Source organism: Clostridium acetireducens DSM 10703, assembly GCF_001758365.1.
Lineage (GTDB): Bacteria > Bacillota > Clostridia > Clostridiales > Clostridiaceae > Clostridium_C > Clostridium_C acetireducens.
The window spans coordinates 51,041-68,339 of the sequence record NZ_LZFO01000002.1 but is presented as its reverse complement, the minus strand read 5'-3'; the positions used below and the strand labels follow the sequence as shown (position 1 = coordinate 68,339).

At 26.0% G+C, this 17,299-nt stretch carries 23 protein-coding genes; all 23 read right to left on the bottom strand.

Translation table 11 applies throughout. The annotated features are described in order from the left end of the window. Positions 1-7 precede the first annotated feature (7 nt). The 23 genes from CLOACE_RS01025 to CLOACE_RS00910 all read right to left on the bottom strand — a co-directional run bounded on the left by CLOACE_RS01025 (position 8) and on the right by CLOACE_RS00910 (position 17,294). Positions 8-820 carry a TlyA family RNA methyltransferase gene (locus CLOACE_RS01025; protein WP_070109180.1) on the bottom strand — a complete coding sequence of 271 codons (813 nt, stop codon included), beginning with the start codon at positions 818-820 and terminating at the stop codon, positions 8-10. Between the two features lie 22 nt (positions 821-842). After that, positions 843-2,699, bottom strand: coding sequence for a 1-deoxy-D-xylulose-5-phosphate synthase (gene dxs, locus CLOACE_RS01020; RefSeq protein WP_070109179.1), 1,857 nt, complete (start codon positions 2,697-2,699; stop codon positions 843-845). A 2-nt stretch (positions 2,700-2,701) separates the two neighbouring features. Continuing rightward, the gene (locus CLOACE_RS01015) at positions 2,702-3,268 is read right to left on the bottom strand and encodes a hypothetical protein (RefSeq protein WP_070109178.1); all 567 of its coding nucleotides are present in this window, start codon (positions 3,266-3,268) and stop codon (positions 2,702-2,704) included. A gap of 686 nt (positions 3,269-3,954) precedes the next feature. Further along, positions 3,955-4,827 (bottom strand): polyprenyl synthetase family protein, encoded by an 873-nt coding sequence (locus CLOACE_RS01005; RefSeq protein ID WP_070109177.1) that lies wholly within the window; start codon positions 4,825-4,827, stop codon positions 3,955-3,957. Positions 4,828-4,856: 29 nt separating this feature from the next. Next, positions 4,857-5,069: an exodeoxyribonuclease VII small subunit gene (locus tag CLOACE_RS01000; protein ID WP_070109176.1), complete on the bottom strand. Its 213-nt coding sequence runs from the start codon at positions 5,067-5,069 to the stop codon at positions 4,857-4,859. A 13-nt stretch (positions 5,070-5,082) separates the two neighbouring features. After that, entirely contained in the window at positions 5,083-6,282 is a 1,200-nt protein-coding gene (xseA, locus tag CLOACE_RS00995; RefSeq protein ID WP_070109175.1) for an exodeoxyribonuclease VII large subunit, read from the bottom strand. Continuing rightward, complete coding sequence (locus CLOACE_RS00990; protein ID WP_070109174.1) at positions 6,272-7,120, bottom strand: bifunctional 5,10-methylenetetrahydrofolate dehydrogenase/5,10-methenyltetrahydrofolate cyclohydrolase; 849 nt, start codon at positions 7,118-7,120, stop codon at positions 6,272-6,274. The genes xseA and CLOACE_RS00990 overlap by 11 nt, the downstream gene beginning before the upstream one ends. A 45-nt stretch (positions 7,121-7,165) precedes the next feature. Further along, a complete protein-coding gene (gene nusB, locus CLOACE_RS00985) occupies positions 7,166-7,627 on the bottom strand; it encodes a transcription antitermination factor NusB (RefSeq protein ID WP_070109173.1) in 462 nt (153 codons plus the stop codon). A gap of 144 nt (positions 7,628-7,771) precedes the next feature. After that, positions 7,772-8,164, bottom strand: a complete 393-nt coding sequence (locus CLOACE_RS00980) for an Asp23/Gls24 family envelope stress response protein (RefSeq protein ID WP_070109172.1) — start codon at positions 8,162-8,164, stop codon at positions 7,772-7,774. 77 nt (positions 8,165-8,241) lie between these two features. Beyond that, a complete protein-coding gene (locus CLOACE_RS00975; protein ID WP_070109171.1) occupies positions 8,242-8,766 on the bottom strand; it encodes a SpoIIIAH-like family protein in 525 nt (174 codons plus the stop codon). Between the two features lie 54 nt (positions 8,767-8,820). Beyond that, positions 8,821-9,438, bottom strand: a complete 618-nt coding sequence (spoIIIAG, locus tag CLOACE_RS00970; RefSeq protein ID WP_070109170.1) for a stage III sporulation protein AG — start codon at positions 9,436-9,438, stop codon at positions 8,821-8,823. A 21-nt stretch (positions 9,439-9,459) separates the two neighbouring features. Beyond that, positions 9,460-10,056 carry a stage III sporulation protein AF gene (gene spoIIIAF, locus CLOACE_RS00965; protein ID WP_070109169.1) on the bottom strand — a complete coding sequence of 199 codons (597 nt, stop codon included), beginning with the start codon at positions 10,054-10,056 and terminating at the stop codon, positions 9,460-9,462. A gap of 3 nt (positions 10,057-10,059) precedes the next feature. Next, the gene (gene spoIIIAE, locus CLOACE_RS00960; RefSeq protein ID WP_070109168.1) at positions 10,060-11,223 is read right to left on the bottom strand and encodes a stage III sporulation protein AE; all 1,164 of its coding nucleotides are present in this window, start codon (positions 11,221-11,223) and stop codon (positions 10,060-10,062) included. Positions 11,224-11,231: 8 nt separating this feature from the next. Continuing rightward, the gene (spoIIIAD, locus tag CLOACE_RS00955) at positions 11,232-11,615 is read right to left on the bottom strand and encodes a stage III sporulation protein AD (protein ID WP_070109167.1); all 384 of its coding nucleotides are present in this window, start codon (positions 11,613-11,615) and stop codon (positions 11,232-11,234) included. Positions 11,616-11,624: 9 nt separating this feature from the next. Then, the gene (gene spoIIIAC, locus CLOACE_RS00950) at positions 11,625-11,822 is read right to left on the bottom strand and encodes a stage III sporulation protein AC (RefSeq protein WP_070109166.1); all 198 of its coding nucleotides are present in this window, start codon (positions 11,820-11,822) and stop codon (positions 11,625-11,627) included. Positions 11,823-11,846: 24 nt separating this feature from the next. Continuing rightward, positions 11,847-12,365: a stage III sporulation protein SpoIIIAB gene (spoIIIAB, locus tag CLOACE_RS00945; protein WP_070109165.1), complete on the bottom strand. Its 519-nt coding sequence runs from the start codon at positions 12,363-12,365 to the stop codon at positions 11,847-11,849. 1 nt (position 12,366) lies between these two features. Then, the gene (gene spoIIIAA, locus CLOACE_RS00940; RefSeq protein WP_070109164.1) at positions 12,367-13,281 is read right to left on the bottom strand and encodes a stage III sporulation protein AA; all 915 of its coding nucleotides are present in this window, start codon (positions 13,279-13,281) and stop codon (positions 12,367-12,369) included. 121 nt (positions 13,282-13,402) lie between these two features. Then, the gene (locus tag CLOACE_RS00935) at positions 13,403-13,828 is read right to left on the bottom strand and encodes a CD1247 N-terminal domain-containing protein (RefSeq protein ID WP_070109163.1); all 426 of its coding nucleotides are present in this window, start codon (positions 13,826-13,828) and stop codon (positions 13,403-13,405) included. Positions 13,829-13,869: 41 nt separating this feature from the next. After that, a complete protein-coding gene (gene efp / locus CLOACE_RS00930; protein ID WP_070109162.1) occupies positions 13,870-14,427 on the bottom strand; it encodes an elongation factor P in 558 nt (185 codons plus the stop codon). 65 nt (positions 14,428-14,492) lie between these two features. Beyond that, positions 14,493-15,563 carry a M24 family metallopeptidase gene (locus CLOACE_RS00925; protein ID WP_070109161.1) on the bottom strand — a complete coding sequence of 357 codons (1,071 nt, stop codon included), beginning with the start codon at positions 15,561-15,563 and terminating at the stop codon, positions 14,493-14,495. Between the two features lie 114 nt (positions 15,564-15,677). Further along, entirely contained in the window at positions 15,678-16,088 is a 411-nt protein-coding gene (locus CLOACE_RS00920) for a hypothetical protein (RefSeq protein WP_070109160.1), read from the bottom strand. Next, positions 16,081-16,554, bottom strand: a complete 474-nt coding sequence (locus tag CLOACE_RS00915; RefSeq protein WP_070109159.1) for a hypothetical protein — start codon at positions 16,552-16,554, stop codon at positions 16,081-16,083. The genes CLOACE_RS00920 and CLOACE_RS00915 overlap by 8 nt, the downstream gene beginning before the upstream one ends. Further along, the gene (locus CLOACE_RS00910) at positions 16,542-17,294 is read right to left on the bottom strand and encodes a hypothetical protein (protein WP_070109158.1); all 753 of its coding nucleotides are present in this window, start codon (positions 17,292-17,294) and stop codon (positions 16,542-16,544) included. The genes CLOACE_RS00915 and CLOACE_RS00910 overlap by 13 nt, the downstream gene beginning before the upstream one ends. Between the last annotated feature and the right edge of the window lie 5 nt (positions 17,295-17,299).

Sequence of the window (17,299 nt, the reverse complement as noted above, 5' to 3'; positions counted from 1 at the left end):
ATGCCTCCTAGTTTAAGCTGTTATGTGCTTGTGATACAATTTCTTCTATATTTTCCTTATGAAATATTTCTTCAAAACTTTCTTTTTTTGTAATATAAAGCAAATATTCTATATTTCCTTCTGGCCCTTTAATAGGAGAATGATCTAATCCTATTATTTTTAAATTTAGTTCTTTTGCAAAGTCTACTACTTTATTTATTACTTCCATATGGGTACTTTTTTCCCGTACTACACCCTTTTTACCTACTTTATCTCTACCTGCTTCAAATTGAGGTTTTATCAAAGCTACAATGCTTCCATTTTCATTTAATATATTTAGTATAGGTGGTATTACCTTTGTAAGAGATATAAAAGATACATCTATACTGGCAAAATCAGCATATTCTCCTATATCTTCAAAAGTAACATATCTAACATTTGTTCTTTCCATACAAACTACTCTTTTATCTATTCTAAGTTTCCAAGCAAATTGTCCATAGCCTACATCTATAGCAAATACTTTTTTGGCTCCATTTTGAAGCATACAATCAGTAAATCCTCCAGTAGAAGCTCCTATATCTAGACAGACTTTATCTTTTAAATCTATACTAAAGCTTTTTATTGCTTTTTCTAACTTATAGCCTCCTCTGCTTACATAAGGCATTTTTTCTCCTTTAAATTCTATATTGCTATTTACTTTTACTTTATCTCCACATTTATCAATTCTTTTTCCATCTGAAAATATTTCTCCTGCCATAATACTGGCTCTTGCTCTTTCTCTAGAAGAAAATATTCCTTTTTGTACTAATAAAACGTCTATTCTTTCCTTTGCTTCTGACATTTTAAATAGCTCCTTTTCTATATTAAATTATCTTCACTATATTTTTAATTATTCCATCTACATCTAATTCATAAACATTGTAAAGAGTATTTACACTGCCATGAGGAATAAATTCATCTTTAAATCCCAAATTTAACACTTTTGTATTTTTGTTTAATGAGTTTACATATTCTAATACTGTAGAACCAAATCCACCACGAATTACATTATCTTCTATAGTTATTATTTTAAAATCTTCTTCTACTAAATTTTTTATTAAAGATTTATCTATAGGTTTTACAAAGCAAGCATTTACTACAGATACTTTTATGCCTAAAGAATTTAATTTTTCTCTTACTAATTCAGCATGCTGTACCATTTTTCCTGCTGCTATTAAAGCTATATTACCTTCTTTATGAATTATTTCCCACTTACCTACTTTAAAATCTTTCAATGGAACTAAATTTATATTATCTCCACCTCTAGGATATCTAAGAGCTATTGGGAAGTTTTGTTCTACTGACCATTTTAACATATTTTTTAATTCACATACACACTTTGGCGTCATTATAGTTAAATTAGGCATGTGTGAAAGATAGGATAAATCAAAAACTCCTTGGTGGGTTTCTCCATCTTCTCCTACAATACCTGCTCTATCAATAGCAAAAATTACAGGTAATTTTTGAATACATACATCATGTAATACTTGATCATAAGCTCTTTGTAAAAAAGTAGAGTACACTGCAAATATAGGTTTTAATCCCACTTTTGCCATACCTGCAGCTAATGTTACAGAGTGTTGCTCTGCTATTCCCGTATCAAAAAACCTATTTGGATATTTTTTTGAAAATTCTCTAAGTCCAGTTCCATCTCGCATTGCTGCAGTTATTGCTACTATATTTTTGTTCTTTTCTGCTAATTTTATAATTTCACTTCCAAAAGCTTTTGAATAAGTTTTATTTGAAGATTTATTAATATTTCCATTTGCACAATTAAAAGGTCCTATACCATGAAATTTATCTGGATTTTTTTCTGCAAATTTGTAACCTTTTCCTTTTTTTGTTATAGTATGTATTAATACTGGTCCTTTTATATGTTTTGCTTTAGAAAATACTTTGCTTAATTCTTTTATATTGTGACCATCTATAGGTCCCAGGTACTTTATACCTATATCTTCAAAAAACATGCCTGGCACTACTAATTGCTTTATTCCATTTTTTAATTTCGATACAGATTTTGCCATACTCTCACCTATGTTAGGTATCTTTTTTAATGCATTGTCGAATTCTTCTTTAAATTTATTATATTTAGGTTCTACTCTTATTTTACTTAAATATGTGGATAATCCCCCTACATTTTTAGCTATAGACATTTGATTATCATTTAAAACTATTATTATATTTGTCTTTCTATCTCCTACATCGTTTAAAGCTTCTAATGCCATACCCCCAGTTAATGCTCCATCTCCTATAACAGCTACTACATTGTATTTTTCTCCTTTTATATCTCTAGCTCTTGCCATACCTAATGCTGCAGATATAGATGTGCTACTATGACCTGTTTCAAACATATCATATTGACTTTCACAAGCTTTAGGAAAGCCACTTATTCCCTTGTATTGCCTTAAAGTGTCAAATTTATCTTTTCTTCCTGTTAATATTTTATGCACATAGGCTTGGTGACCTACATCCCATATTATTTTATCTTTTTTAAAGTCAAATACATTATATAAACTTATAGTAAGTTCTACAATTCCCAAATTAGAAGCTAAATGTCCTCCAGTTTTAGATACTTTTTCTATTAAAAATTCTCTTATTTCTTTAGAAAAAATATTTAGTTCTTCTATGGACATGCTTTTAATTTGATTTTCATATTTATATTTGTCCAATAATTTAAACATTATCATCTATCCTTTTTAATTAAGTATATTATTTGTGAAACTTTTAAAACTATTTTGTTACTATTATTTATTGCCACACTTTTACCTATGGCTTTACCTCCTATGGTGAAAGCAGCTATTAATGCTCCAATTATTGTACTAAAAATCACAGGATCTACATTAGGACTTTTTAATACTATTTTTCCAATAATAAGTGCTCCTATAGAACCACTTATTATACCACAAACATCTCCTATAACATCATTACAAAAATTAGATACTTTATCTGCATTTTTTACAAGTTTAATAGCTAATTTAGAGCCATTAACTTTTTTAGAAGCTGCACAGTGTATTGGAACTTCATCTGCTGCTGTTACCGCTACTCCTATTATATCAAAAATTATACCACAAACTATAATTAAAATAAGAATAATAAAAGCTACTAATATATTAACATTTCTTAGTAGCAAATCTGACAAAAGAGAAATACTTCCTGAAATTAAAATAGTCCAAAACACTATGGTAATGACCCACTTATTTCTACTTTTGTTTTTATTTTTATTTTTTTTACTATTTTTATTATTACTCAAAAAACACTCCTCCAAAGTATAAAAGTGAAAATTAAGTGGTAGCATATTGAGTAAACTTTGCGGCTTAGGTCCAGTAGGATTTCCCATAAAGCAATCAAAATGTCGCCATTTTGACGGTTTCCCTTTAATGCCTTATCTACTTTGTCGCCAAGTAAGCAGAACTGGATCACCACTTAGTCCACACTGTAATCCCCAATATGCCTATTAAAAAATAACAGTCTAGGAGATTTCCTCGACAGTTAGGCATTTCCTTAGCCTCTTTTGCAAAAAAGGTTTCAGTGAGCAAAATCTAAAAATTTTGGCCAAATTTTTATTTAGATCGCCACCTCACCTCTACCCCTTTACTCAAGGCAGGCTACACTGCACATAACTTTTTTTGCCACAATGCAGGTTTAATCCACTGTCGTATATACGGCAGCTAACCTTATATACAAGCAGAGGTCTCCACGGATATAGGGTCAATTGCGCATGCCATTGCGGTTGCCCCATTCTCCTTTACTCCCAGCACCAGCCCACAACTGGGCGTCGTAAGCCAGCACAAGAAGCTTCATCGATATGCCCTTTAGCGGATTTTTAGCCCCGCCCTGGGGAAATGCTTACCTGACTAGAATACTGTACCACCTTTTCACGTGATATTATATCATAGCATGTATATATATTCAAAAGCATTATTTCCTCGTTTTTTGTTACTTCTTTCTATATAAAAGCGTATTTGTTATTTCTTTTAATTTGGATGTGTCTTTTGGTATTTTATTTAATATATCTATACATTCATCTGTTAACTTCTCACATAAGTATTGGCACTTTTCCAAACCATATACTGTTATATAATTTGTTTTTTCATCTATTTCATCTTTTTTAGCTTGTTTACCTAATTCTTCTGTAGTTCCTATTACATCTAAAATATCGTCCCTAATTTGAAAAGCTAATCCTAGTTTTTCTCCATACAAAGATAAATCATTTATATCTTTTTTAGGTGCCTTTCCTAAAATAGCTCCTGCAATTATAGAACTTTTAATAATTGCTCCAGTTTTCTTTTTATGCATATATTGTAATTCTTCTTTAGATATTTCTTTATTTTCGCTTAAAATATCTACAGTTTGACCTCCTACCATTCCTTCAGTACCAGCTGCATTAAAAATAACTTTACAAGCTTCTATAGCTTCAATATCTTTATAACTGCAATAATTTATAATTACATTCATAGCTTCACTTAAAAGACCATCTCCAGCTAATAAAGCTATAGCTTCTCCAAAAACTTTGTGATTAGTAGGCTTACCTCTTCTTAAATCGTCATTATCCATACAAGGTAAATCATCATGTATTAATGAATAAGTATGTATCATTTCTACAGCACCAGCTACAGGAATAATTTCTTTATAATTATCCTTATACATAGAGTAAGTAAGAATCATTAATAAAGGTCTAATTCTTTTTCCTCCAATATTCAAACTATAATTCATAGCTTCATATATTTTTTTATTATAGGTTCCTTTATTTTCAAAATAATTTTCTAGCCACATATCAATATTACTTTTTATTTTTTTAATACATGTCATATAAAAAATCTCCTATCTAATCTAAAATATTATTCTTCTATGAAATTCTTTTCTCCATCTTCTGTTAATACTTTTATTTTTCCTTCTGCTTCATTTAAAATTTTATATATTTTATTGGATAGTTTAACTCCTTCTTCATACTTCTTTATAGAATCTTCTAAAGATAATTCCTCTTTTTCCATATCTTTTACTATTTCTTCTAGCTTATTTAACATGCCTTCATAAGTTTCTTTCTTAGGCAAAACATTCACCCCTTTATTCTTCTAATATAAATTTTCCCAATGCAGTACCATCTTTTAATGTAATTTTAATTTTATCTACTTTTTTAATTTTATCTATTTTGCTAATTACATTATTCTTTTCATCTTGTACTACTGCATATCCTTTATTTAAAATATTTAAAGGATTATTGGCTGAAAGTAAAGCATTTATTTTACCTAAATTTTGTTTTTCTCTTTCTAGTTTATTTTTTACTGTGTAATTTAAATTTTGAATTAATTTATCTATATAAGTATATTGATTTACAATATAGCTTTCAGGGCTATTAAGTCTTAATGAATTTTTTATATTGATGAAATTGCTGTATTTATCTTTTAGCATAGATTTAATATTATTATTTAATAAATTAGTGTAATTTTTTATTGTATTATTAAATTCATTTAAGTCAAACACAGCTATTTCTGCTGCAGCAGAAGGTGTAGGAGCTCTTCTGTCGCTTACAAAATCTGCTATAGTAAAATCAATTTCATGACCTACTCCTGTTATTATAGGTTTTTTACAATTATAAATTGCTTTAGCTAAATTTTCATCATTAAAAGACCAAAGCTCCTCTATAGACCCTCCCCCTCTAGCTAATATAATTATATCTATATCTTTAATATTATCTAATGTTTTCAATGCTTTTATTATATCTTCACTAGATTTTGTACCTTGTACTAAAGTAGGATAAATTAAAATGTCTATGTTTTTATTTCTTCTTTTAGTAACATTTATAATATCCCTTATAGCTGCTCCTGTAGGAGAAGTTATTACACCTATTTTTTGTGCATATTTAGGTATAGGTTTTTTATGACTTTCATCAAATAGCCCTTCTTTTTCTAGCTTTTCTTTAAGCTTTTGAAAAGCTATATAAAGTTCCCCTAAGCCCTCTGGTTCCATTTCATCACAATAAAGCTGATAAGCACCTTCTTTTTGATATACAGATACATGACCTTTTACAACTACCTTCATTCCCTCTTCTGGAATAAATTTTAAGTTCTTTGCATAACCTTTAAACATAACACACTTTATTTTGCTATATTCATCTTTTAAAGAAAAGTATATATGTCCACTACTATGCCATTTAAAATTTGATATTTCCCCTTTTATATAAGCATTATTTAATATAAAATCATTATCTAATACTTTTTTTATGTAATTGTTTAAAGAACTTACTGATAAAGTTTTAATATACATTTCTATTTAATGCCTCACAAGTATTTAACATTAGCATAGTAGTAGTCATTGCACCTACTCCTCCAGGCACAGGTGTAACATAATCTGCTTTATTTATTACTTTTTCAAAATATACATCTCCTACTACTTTTCCTTCCACTCTATTAGTACCTACATCTATAACTACTGCTCCTTTTTTTACAAATTCTTCATTTATAAAATTAGGTTTACCTATTGCAGCAATTAATATATCTGCAGATTTGCACACTTCTTTTAAATTTTTAGTTTTAGAGTGACATATAGTAACTGTAGCATTTTTATTTAATAAAAGATGAGCTATAGGCTTTCCTACTATATTACTTCTTCCTACTACTACTGCATTTTTTCCTTCTATATTAATTCCAGTACTTTCTATAAGCTTTACTATTCCCTTAGGTGTACAAGGTATAAAGCATTTTTCACCTTTATAAAACATGCCTGTATTTATATCTGTTAATCCATCTATATCTTTTTTATAAGATATTTTTGAAGTTATATATTTTTCATTTAAATGTTTAGGTAGTGGAAGCATAAGTATTATTCCATCTACATTATTGTCACTATTTAATCTTTCTATATTATCTATAATTTCTTTTTCTTTTGTATTTTCTTCAAAAGTATTTAATATATATTTTAATCCTAGTTGTTCACATATTCTCTTTTGATTTTTAGCATAAAGCATAGAACCTGCATCATTTCCAACTAATATAGTGGAAATACAAGGTACTCTTTTAAATTCCTTTTTTCTATTTTCTACAAAATCACTTATTTCTTTTTTATATTTATTAGCTATTTCTTTACCCTTTATTATTGTTCCCATTATTTATTGCCTTACAGAAAACTTGCTGTAAGACTACCCCCTCTCTTAATTGTTTTTATTAATATTCTCCTTATTATTTAAAACATTGTTAAGCACTCCATTTATAAAAGCAGGCGTTTTATCTCCAGCAAATTTTTTAGCTAATTCTATAGCTTCATTTATTGATACTTTGTCTGGTATGCTATCTTCAAATAATATTTCATAAGTACATAATCTCATAATTGAAAGGTCTACTTTAGATAGTCTATCTATTTTCCAGTTTTTCAAATATGGTTTTAAAACATTATCTATATATTCTAAATTTTCAAAAACACCTTTAAGTATTTTCAATATATATTCCATATCTACATCATTTAAATTAATACCTTCTTCATCTTTTATTTTATTTTCTAAATCTATATCTATATTTTCTTTTAAATTTTGTATTACATCTATAAAACTATCCCCTTTTATAGTTGTTTCAAACAATAATTGCATAGCTATTTCTCTTGATTTTCTTCTATTCATTTTAGTCCTCCATCTTCTACATTTATTATTTATAATTCTTAACATATTAATTATAATTATTCCTAAATAAATTACCAAGTATAATTTAAAAATTTTTATATTAAACTTAACGCAGAAACACCCTCTGAATTCAGAGGGTGAAAGTTATTCTTCAATTTCTTCTAAGGTTTCCTCTAATTGGGGAATCATAACATTTTGCACATGAATGTTCACTGATGATACTGTAAGACCAGTCATAGATTCAACACTCTTTTTTACATTTTTCTGAACCTTTTCCGCTACTTCTGGTATTTTTACTCCGTACTCTACTACTACATATAAATCAATTATAGCACTGTCTTCTCCTACATTTACTTTAACACCTTTTGATAGATTTTTTTTACCTTTTAATATTTCAGTTATGCCCCCTACTAAGCTAGCACTCATTCCAATTATACCTTCTATTTCTGTAGTAGCAAGTCCAGCAATAACCCCTACAACTTCATCTGAAATCTTAACTACTCCAATATCTGTCTCTTTATTTAAATTTTCTTCCATATACGCTTACCTCCTTGCTTTACAAGCAAAAGCTTTATCTTATGTACCATTATATCAAATAGCTTAATATTTTACAATTATTGTTTAGTTTGAATTTCAACATCCTTTATTTTAGCTACACTCATTACTACATTTTGTATATCTTTTAATTGCTTGTCTGTTAATTTTTCACTAGTTTTAACTATTATTCTTGCTTTATCATTTTCTATAGAGCATACTACATCTTCAAATCCTTTAGCTTTTAAATCTGTTTCTATTCTTGATTCATAATTTATGTTCATAGCTAATTCAGTGTACTTTTCTGCAGCACTATCTTTTTTTTCTTTGGATATATTTTTATTATCAATAATAGATTTTAAATTTTGAAGAGTTTGGGAATTTTTATGATCCCTTGTTAATATAGCCTCACTAAAAAATTCTGATGATTTTGACACCTGTTCTTTTTCTTTGGATTTTTCTACATTATTAAAAGATATAGTGCTTTTTCCTTGATTTTCAACTCCATTAACATATAATGGGTTGTTTAATTTTGCAGCAAGCACTCCTACACACACTATAAGAGCTAACAAACTAACAATAATTACTGCTTGTTTCTTATTCATATTTATTCCTCCTTTATTATTCTAGAAAATTATATGCTAAAAATATGATTAATATTACTTTTTCATTGGATAAACGTTAACTTTTTCTTCTGGCACATTAAATAAATCTACTACTGCTTTAGTTATTCTAAGTTCTGTAACTTTTTCTTCAGCTCCTTCTGCTACTACTACCACTCCTGTAACTTTAGGTTTGATTTTTTTTACTATTAAAGGTTTAGAATCACTGCCACTATTAGTTATTACTACAGTAGATCCATTATTTTTTTGAGTTGTATTTCTTTTTCCACCTTCATTGTCATTTTCTTCTGTGGAATTTATAGAATCATTTATATTCATAGCTGGAACTTGTTCTTCACCACTTTCAAAATATATCATTACTTCTACAATACCTACACCCTGTATTTTAGATAATATGTTTTTTAATTCATTTTTTACAGTATTTTCGTAATCTCCTTCACTTTTAATTGTTTTTTCATACTCATTGTCTTCTGATTTTTCATTCTTATCCTTAGAATTAAACGCTAATCTAGATATATCTTTTTTAGGAGATGGTTTTAATAAATTACTTCCAATAATAAGCAATATACCTAATAAAAACAATATAATCATATTAGATGTATTTTTATTAAAGTTTATTTTTTTTATTTTTTTCATAATATTTTTAAAATTCATCTATTTAACCCCCTCTAAAAATTAGAGTTTACGGACAATTATAATATCTTTGGATACTTTAAGTTCATCACTTAAATATTTTTTTATGTTTTTTCCTTTTTCATTATTTAAAATTTCTGTATTATTAGATGTGTTAGCTAGTCTATCTTTGGAATCTATTTTAACTTTTTTTATTTTTTCTATTTTATTGCTTTTAACTAATACATCTATTTTATTTATAAAAAACTTTTCTTTGCCTTCATCAAACTGAACTTTTGCACTTACTTTATATTTTTCATTAGGGTATTTTTCTTTTAGTTTATTTTCACATAAAGATTCTATATTGCTTTTAAAAACTTCTACAGTATTATCTAAAGTATTTTTTTTATATTCTTGTAAGTCTTCTTGATGTTTAGATTTATCAAAGTTTTCATATATATTTTTAGAATAAACATTTATGTCAAAATTTTTATGAAATATTTTTATAATAGGATTTATAAGCACTGTTATTAAAATTAATCCTAAAACAAATTTAGCATATTTTTTTAAAGAATTATTGGGCAATATCATTTCTACTGCTGTTATAAAAAATACAGCTGTGCAAATATTTATAATCCACTGTTTTAAACTTTCAATCATATACTACACCCCTATCATTAACCGACCTGCAGAAGCTATTATGGCTATCATTATAAAAAACATTACACAAACGCATATAAGACAAGACATTATAAGTATTAAAGAATCTCCTGCTGAACTAATACAATTTACTAATCTGCCGTCGCTTATAGGCTCTATTAATGCTGCAGTAAGCTTATACATTAATACCATAGCTAGTATTTTAATTAAAGGAAAAGAAATCATTATAACTAACATAAAAAGTCCTAAACTACTTATGACATTTTTTAAAAGCATAGAGTATCCTGCTACAGTACCTATAGCATCAGATAAACATTTTCCTACTATAGGTACAAAATTATCTACAGCAAATTTAGCTGTTCTAGATGTAACTTCATCAATAGTTTGAGATGAAATTCCCCTTATAGTAATAATGCCTATAAATACAGTCATTATTATACCTTGAGACCAAAGTGCTATTTGATTTAAAAGTTTAGTTAATTTGTCTACTTTATAATCACTGGATATGTTATTTGCAAATTGAAGTACAAAAGTTATTATTATTATAGGAATAATTATTTTTACAAAAATTTGAGAACTTATATTTATGGCTCCTATTATAATTGGATCTAGTATAGCTGCTTCTACAAAACCACCTACACTTGCCACTAACATTATTAAAACTGGTATTAATGCTGCCATAAAATCTGTCATTTTATTTATGCTTTCATTGGCTATTTTTACTCCTATATAAAAACTTTTTGTCATTATAATTATTATCAAACTATAACAGGCAAAATAAGCTATATTAGAAAGACTTTCATTGCTAAAAGCCTTTTGAAGATTAGTTAGTAAAGCACATATTACAGCTATTATAATTAGTATTGCCATTAATTTCAAAGAAGCGTGAACTTCTCTAAAGGCATATGTAATAAAATGTTTAATCAATTTTTTTCCCGAAAGTTTACTTTCACCCTTTTGCATATAGTGTTTTACATAATCTTTAACATCTATATCTTTTAAAAACTCATATTGGCTGTTTATATTTGTTATATAATTATAAAGTTCTTCTACTTTTTTATTATCTTGATTTGTTTTGTTATTTGCATCTTCATTAAATCCCTTTACATTACAGGAAAATAATAAAACAATTAAAACACTTAATAATAATATTTTTTTAATATTCATATTCACACCTACATGATTTTTAAAATTGATTGGAGTACTGCCATAAGAATTGGTATAGCTAATACAAGTATTAGTATTTTACCTGCAAACTCCACTTTAGATGCAATATTATTTTCTCCTGCATCTTTACAAATTTCACTGCAAAAAGTAGCTAAATAAGCAATTCCCAGTATTTTAAACACTACATTTAGATAAACAAAATTTATATTAGCTTTCAAAGCCAATTGTTGTAAAAGTTGCAGTATTGCTGTAATTTTACTTATCATAAATATAAATATTAAAGAACCTACAATTATGCTTACTTGTACTGCTAACTCTTTTTTTTCTTGTCTTAATATAATTACTATAAATAAAGAAATAAAAGCAAAAGCTACTATTTGTATTATTTCCATATTAGCCTCCTAAAGTTGAAACATAGTTCTAACTGTATTAAATAATCTATTTATTAAATTTATTACTAACATTAAAATTATTATTATACCTGCCAAATTAGTTACTACTGCATAATCATCTTTTCCACTACTTATCAAAATTTTATCTAATATTATAATAAGTATACTTATACCAGCAATTTTAAATATTAAACTTATGTCTAACATAGTGTTCATCCCCTTTAAAGTTTTTTAAATTAGCATTATTATAACCATTGCCCCTATAGTAAACCCTAGATACCTGTACATTTTTACATTTTTATCTAAAGATATTTCTGCAGATTTTATTTGCTTTTTTAAATTTTCACAAGTTAAAGAAAACATTTTTCTTTGACCTTCTATATCCGATTCTCCTAAATTTTTTGCCAAATCTAAAATTACATTTTTATCTTCTTTTAAAAGATTTAAAATTTCTTTTTCTTTATTTAAGGCTTTATAAAAGGCTTCATATACACTATCTACCTGATTATTATTTAATAAATTAAAAAGTTCTTTAAAGACTTTATTTAATGGATACTTACTCTTTTTATATATTTTAGTCATAGCTTCTGGTAAGGGGGTATGAGTGTACATTATTTCATTTTCCAATTGATGAATAATCCTATTTAATTCATTTAGTTCTTCTACTCTTTTAATAAACTTTTGGGCATATAAAAATCCAACTGAAGTGGAAGTAGTTATTATTAAAATGCATCCTAAAACTCTCAGCATTTTATCTCCTCCAAATAGCTATTTTATTTTCAAAATCGTATACATATTCTAATGTTCCTACAGATTTTTTGTTGCTTAGTACAATAGCTCTTTTAAATACTTTATTTTCTACTATTTTTTCAAATACCTTTCTATTATATAAGTCTTCTACTCCGTATCCATGAATAGTAGTAATAACACTTACACCTGAATTAAGAGCCATAATTATACTTTCCATATCTTTTTCAGTTCCTATTTCATCGCATACTATTATTTCTGGAGCCATACTTCTTATAGCCATTATTATTCCTTCACTTTTAGGACAATTATCTAATATATCTGTTCTTATACCTACGTTAAGTTGAGGTACTCCATCAAAACATGCTGCTATTTCACTTCTTTCATCTACTACGCATATTTTTTTACCCTGTAAATCTTTAAATCCATTGGATAAATTTTTAGTTATATCCCTAATTAAAGTGGTTTTTCCACACTTAGGTGGAGAAATTATTATTGTGTTCATAACTATATTTTTATTAATTATAAAAGGCATTATAAAATCAGAACAATTTTGAACTTCTCTGCAAATTCTAATATTTAATGAAGCAATATCCTTTATAGTTTTTACTTTGTTTTTTTCTATAATACATCTTCCACATATTCCAACTCTATGTCCACCTTTTATAGTTATATATCCCTGTTTTATTTCTTCTTCAAAAGCATAAATAGAATAATTGCTCATTCTCTGCAAAATAATTTTTATATCTTCTTTTGTTACAGTATAATTTAATATTTTTTCTCTATTTCTTATTTGAAGTATAATAGGTTTTTCTGCTCTTACTCTTATTTCTTCAATATAATCTTTTTTTTCTTCTTCTATTAATGTATTTTTTATAGTGTTAGGTAAAATATTAAATATATCTTTAAAATTTCTCATACTTTTTATCCTCCTTTCCATATTAATCTTTATTTATTTTTTACTTGAATTATTACTAAATTGTTAAAAAAAACTAAATAATGATTAATAAAAAAGCCGTGCAAATTGCACGACTTTTCTATTAATCATTATTTTCTTCATCATTGCATCCACAACCGCAATCACAAGAATCAAATTCATCTATTGAGAAGCTGTTGCTACAACTAGGGCATATTAAACTATCATTGTTATTTAACATTTCCTTATCAATATATATGATTTCATCGCAATTAGGACAATTTACTTCTATGAAGTTATCTATTTCTGATTCTTCATAATCATCATCTTCATAAAATTCATCTTCTAAATTAGATAAATCTTCATCAATAGCATCTACATATTCTCCCATTTCCACTTGTGATTCTCTTAAATCATCTAATTCCTCAGCCATTTCTTTTAAAACTTCTAGTATTTCTTTTATAACTTTACCTTCTTTAGACTGATTATTTAAATCTAATCCTTCTGCTAATCCACATAAATAAGAAACTTTTGAAGTTAGTGTTTCCATACATTCACACCCTTTTTATTTTCTTTTATTTATATTATTGACTAAATTCTTTCCATATATTCACCAGTTCTAGTATCTACTCTAATCACATCACCTTCATTTACAAATAAAGGCACATTTATTATAGCGCCAGTTTCTACTGTAGCTGGCTTTAATACGTTTGTTGCAGTATTTCCTTTAGCACCTGGTTCTGTATGAGTTACTTGTAATTCAACAAAATTTGGTGCTTCTACAGAGAAAGCTTCTCCTTTAAAGAATTTAATCACTGCAAACATATTTTCTTTTAAATATTTAATTGCTTCTTCAACTTTTGCATATTCTAGAGGAATTTGCTCAAAAGTTTCTTGATCCATAAAGTAGTATAATTCTCCATCAGTATATAAATATTGCATTTCTTTTCTTTCAATAACAGCTTCTTGAAGTTTAGTAGTAGGATTAAAAGTTGTTTCTGTAACTCCTCCAGAAATAACATTTCTAAGTTTTGTTCTTACGAAAGCTGCTCCTTTTCCTGGTTTAACGTGTAAAAAATCTACTACTGTAAAAACTTGTCCATCTAGTTCAAAAGTAGTTCCTTTTCTTAAATCTCCTGCTGATATCATTTATGTATCCCTCCAAAATCCTTAAATTCATTTATATTTTACCTAATTAGGCAAATTACTATACATTATTTAATACATATTAATTCCTTTGGTGATTTTGAAATTACTTCACAACCACATTCTGTAATAAGAATTAAATCTTCTATTCTCACTCCACCGAAATCTGGAATATATATACCTGGTTCATCAGTAACTACCATACCTTTTTCAAGTATAGTATCTCCCATAGGACTTACTCTAGGATTTTCATGAATTTCTCTTCCTACACCATGCCCTAATCCATGACCAAAGTATTTTCCATAGCCTTTTTCTGCTATATAATCTCTAGCTATTTTGTCTACAGATTTTCCTGTTACACCAGGTTTAAAACCTTTTAAAGCTTTCATTTCAGCTTCCAATACTACATTATAAATTTCTTTCATTTTATCAGAAGGTTCTCCTATTACTATAGTTCTTGTCATATCAGAACAATAATCATTATATATGCATCCAAAATCTAAAGTTAAGAATTCTCCTTCTTTTAAAACTTTATCTGTAGCCTGACCATGAGGAAGACAAGATCTTACACCTGAAGCAACTATAGTAGGAAAAGATAAATCTCTTGCTCCTAATTTTTTCATATAAAACTCTAGTTCAAGACCTACTTGTCTTTCTGTCATACCTGCTTTTATATAACCAAGCATGTGTTCAAAGGCTTTATCAGCAATAGCAGCTGCTTTTTTTATACAATTTATTTCTTCTTCATCTTTTACTATTCTTATTTTTTCTACCATTCCATCCATAGGAACTAATTCACAGTTTAATTTGTTTTTATATTTAATATAATTATCATAAGTAATTATATTTTCTTCAAAACCAATTTTAGATATATTTAAATTCTTTGTTAAATCACCTAAAAAATCTTCAAACTTTCCCGAATATTGTACTATTTCATAGTCCTTTGCCTGCTGTCTTGCTTGTTCTGTAAATCTAGAGTCAGTAATAAATATTGCTCTTTCATTAGTTATTACTGAAAAGCTTTCATCTCCAGTAAATCCACTTAAATAATTTCTATTTGGATCTCCCTGAAGTAAAACCCCATCTATTCCTTTTTCTGACATTAATTTTCTCAATTTATATATTCTGTTTTTAAACAATACATCACCTCCATTAGTCTATTTATAATATAAATAAACCAATGTTATTTTATCAAAACTTACGATTATTTGCAAATAATATTAATTTACTGGTAATAATATTGTATATATTTACTACGGGCTTTCTTTAATAAATTCTATATTCATTTTAGCATTATAATTATCTTTATTAGCACTTTCATTAATTTCAATATAATTTATATTAGCTAATTTACATCTTTTTTTAATATTTTTTACAAAATCATTAAAATAATTTATATCTCCTAAAACTCCTATTTCCACATTAACTTTATTATTATCATTTTCTTTAAATTTTAGTATATCAATATTTTCATATTTTAAAGAATTTAAAATATCACTATATGTAATTTTTTTTAAATTTTTATTTTTATTTTCAATTTTACATAAATTATTTAAGTATTGACTTTTATATATTGATTTATTTTTTAAAGTATAATTTAAAAATGTAAGTATAGATAAACTTATAATAAGTAAAATTAAAATATATTTAAAGTTTTTATACATGTTCATTTACTCCTAATAATATGTTAAATTTAAAATATTCTTCTTCTTTTGTTAAAGCAGTTAAATTTAAAATTTTATATTTTTTATTTAATTCAATATACTGTATAACCCCTATATAATCTTCTTTATTTTTTAAATAAATTTCTAATTCTATACTGTCATCTTTTATAAATATTCTTTTGCAATTTAAATTTTTGTACATACCATTATAAAAATTCTCAAAGTTATTTATAGCTGTTGTTTTTTTATTATTATTTTCTTTTTTATTTTTTAAATTATCATTTATTTCAAATTGCTTTTTTATTTGTTTATTTAAATAATTTAAATTATTTATATTTTTTATTAATACACAACACAAAAATATGTTTATTAAAAATACTATAATAATAAATAATTTTAACTTTTTATTATATAAATTTATTTTCTTTTTTATATACCATTTAGGTAAAAAATTTAAATTTTCCATAAACTACGCCTCTTTATAGTATTTAATATAATTTCTCTATTGCACATTTCACCTAAGTCTTCACAATTATAATAAGAATTAGTATAATCAATATATTCTTTATAGGGAAAATTACAAAAATAAAACTTTTCAAATTTAGTATTTACATAATTAATTTTATTGCATTTATCTATAAAATCATTAAAATTTTTAATATAATTTTTACTGCTAAAATTTATATTTATTGAATTGCAAACTAATTTGTTTTTATTACAAGCTAGAAAATATAAATCAGTATTATGTAAAAACACAAAAGCATAATTGCTACATTTTATATGGTTTTTGTAATAATTTAAAATGTCAAACTGCAATAATGATACCTTTTTTAAATTGCATTTATAAATGAATTTTTTTATAAATTTTCCTTCATTCCAATTTAAACAATAAACAATTATATCTATATACTCTTTTTCTTCTTTAAATATTAAATAATCAAATATTATACTTTCTACATAATTAAAATAGTAGTTTACTTCTTGGCTTATAATATATTTTATTTTATTTTTACTTACTTTAGGTATTCTAAATATTTTAATATATATTTCTTCACATTCTATAGTTATATATATTTTTTTGCCTTGAATACAATTCTTTAATTTATCCATATGCCTGTAATTTATCTTATTAGAAAGTATATTTTTAAAATCTCCATAAATTGCTCCTTCTTTAGAAAATTGCAATAAAGCAGTATTTGAAAACAATTTTT

Coding starts and splice junctions, on each gene's coding strand:
- spoIIIAG (WP_070109170.1), bottom strand. CDS start 9,438: ATGAATTTTAAAAATATTATGAAAAAAATAAAAAAAATAAACTTTAAT.
- spoIIIAF (WP_070109169.1), bottom strand. CDS start 10,056: ATGATTGAAAGTTTAAAACAGTGGATTATAAATATTTGCACAGCTGTA.
- CLOACE_RS00935 (WP_070109163.1), bottom strand. CDS start 13,828: ATGGAAACACTAACTTCAAAAGTTTCTTATTTATGTGGATTAGCAGAA.
- spoIIIAE (WP_070109168.1), bottom strand. CDS start 11,223: ATGAATATTAAAAAAATATTATTATTAAGTGTTTTAATTGTTTTATTA.
- CLOACE_RS00915 (WP_070109159.1), bottom strand. CDS start 16,554: ATGGAAAATTTAAATTTTTTACCTAAATGGTATATAAAAAAGAAAATA.
- CLOACE_RS01005 (WP_070109177.1), bottom strand. CDS start 4,827: ATGACATGTATTAAAAAAATAAAAAGTAATATTGATATGTGGCTAGAA.
- spoIIIAC (WP_070109166.1), bottom strand. CDS start 11,822: ATGTTAGACATAAGTTTAATATTTAAAATTGCTGGTATAAGTATACTT.
- nusB (WP_070109173.1), bottom strand. CDS start 7,627: ATGAATAGAAGAAAATCAAGAGAAATAGCTATGCAATTATTGTTTGAA.
- xseA (WP_070109175.1), bottom strand. CDS start 6,282: ATGTATATTAAAACTTTATCAGTAAGTTCTTTAAACAATTACATAAAA.
- CLOACE_RS00975 (WP_070109171.1), bottom strand. CDS start 8,766: ATGAATAAGAAACAAGCAGTAATTATTGTTAGTTTGTTAGCTCTTATA.
- dxs (WP_070109179.1), bottom strand. CDS start 2,699: ATGTTTAAATTATTGGACAAATATAAATATGAAAATCAAATTAAAAGC.
- spoIIIAB (WP_070109165.1), bottom strand. CDS start 12,365: ATGCTGAGAGTTTTAGGATGCATTTTAATAATAACTACTTCCACTTCA.
- CLOACE_RS00990 (WP_070109174.1), bottom strand. CDS start 7,120: ATGGGAACAATAATAAAGGGTAAAGAAATAGCTAATAAATATAAAAAA.
- spoIIIAD (WP_070109167.1), bottom strand. CDS start 11,615: ATGGAAATAATACAAATAGTAGCTTTTGCTTTTATTTCTTTATTTATA.
- spoIIIAA (WP_070109164.1), bottom strand. CDS start 13,281: ATGAGAAATTTTAAAGATATATTTAATATTTTACCTAACACTATAAAA.
- CLOACE_RS00980 (WP_070109172.1), bottom strand. CDS start 8,164: ATGGAAGAAAATTTAAATAAAGAGACAGATATTGGAGTAGTTAAGATT.
- efp (WP_070109162.1), bottom strand. CDS start 14,427: ATGATATCAGCAGGAGATTTAAGAAAAGGAACTACTTTTGAACTAGAT.
- CLOACE_RS01025 (WP_070109180.1), bottom strand. CDS start 820: ATGTCAGAAGCAAAGGAAAGAATAGACGTTTTATTAGTACAAAAAGGA.
- CLOACE_RS00920 (WP_070109160.1), bottom strand. CDS start 16,088: ATGTATAAAAACTTTAAATATATTTTAATTTTACTTATTATAAGTTTA.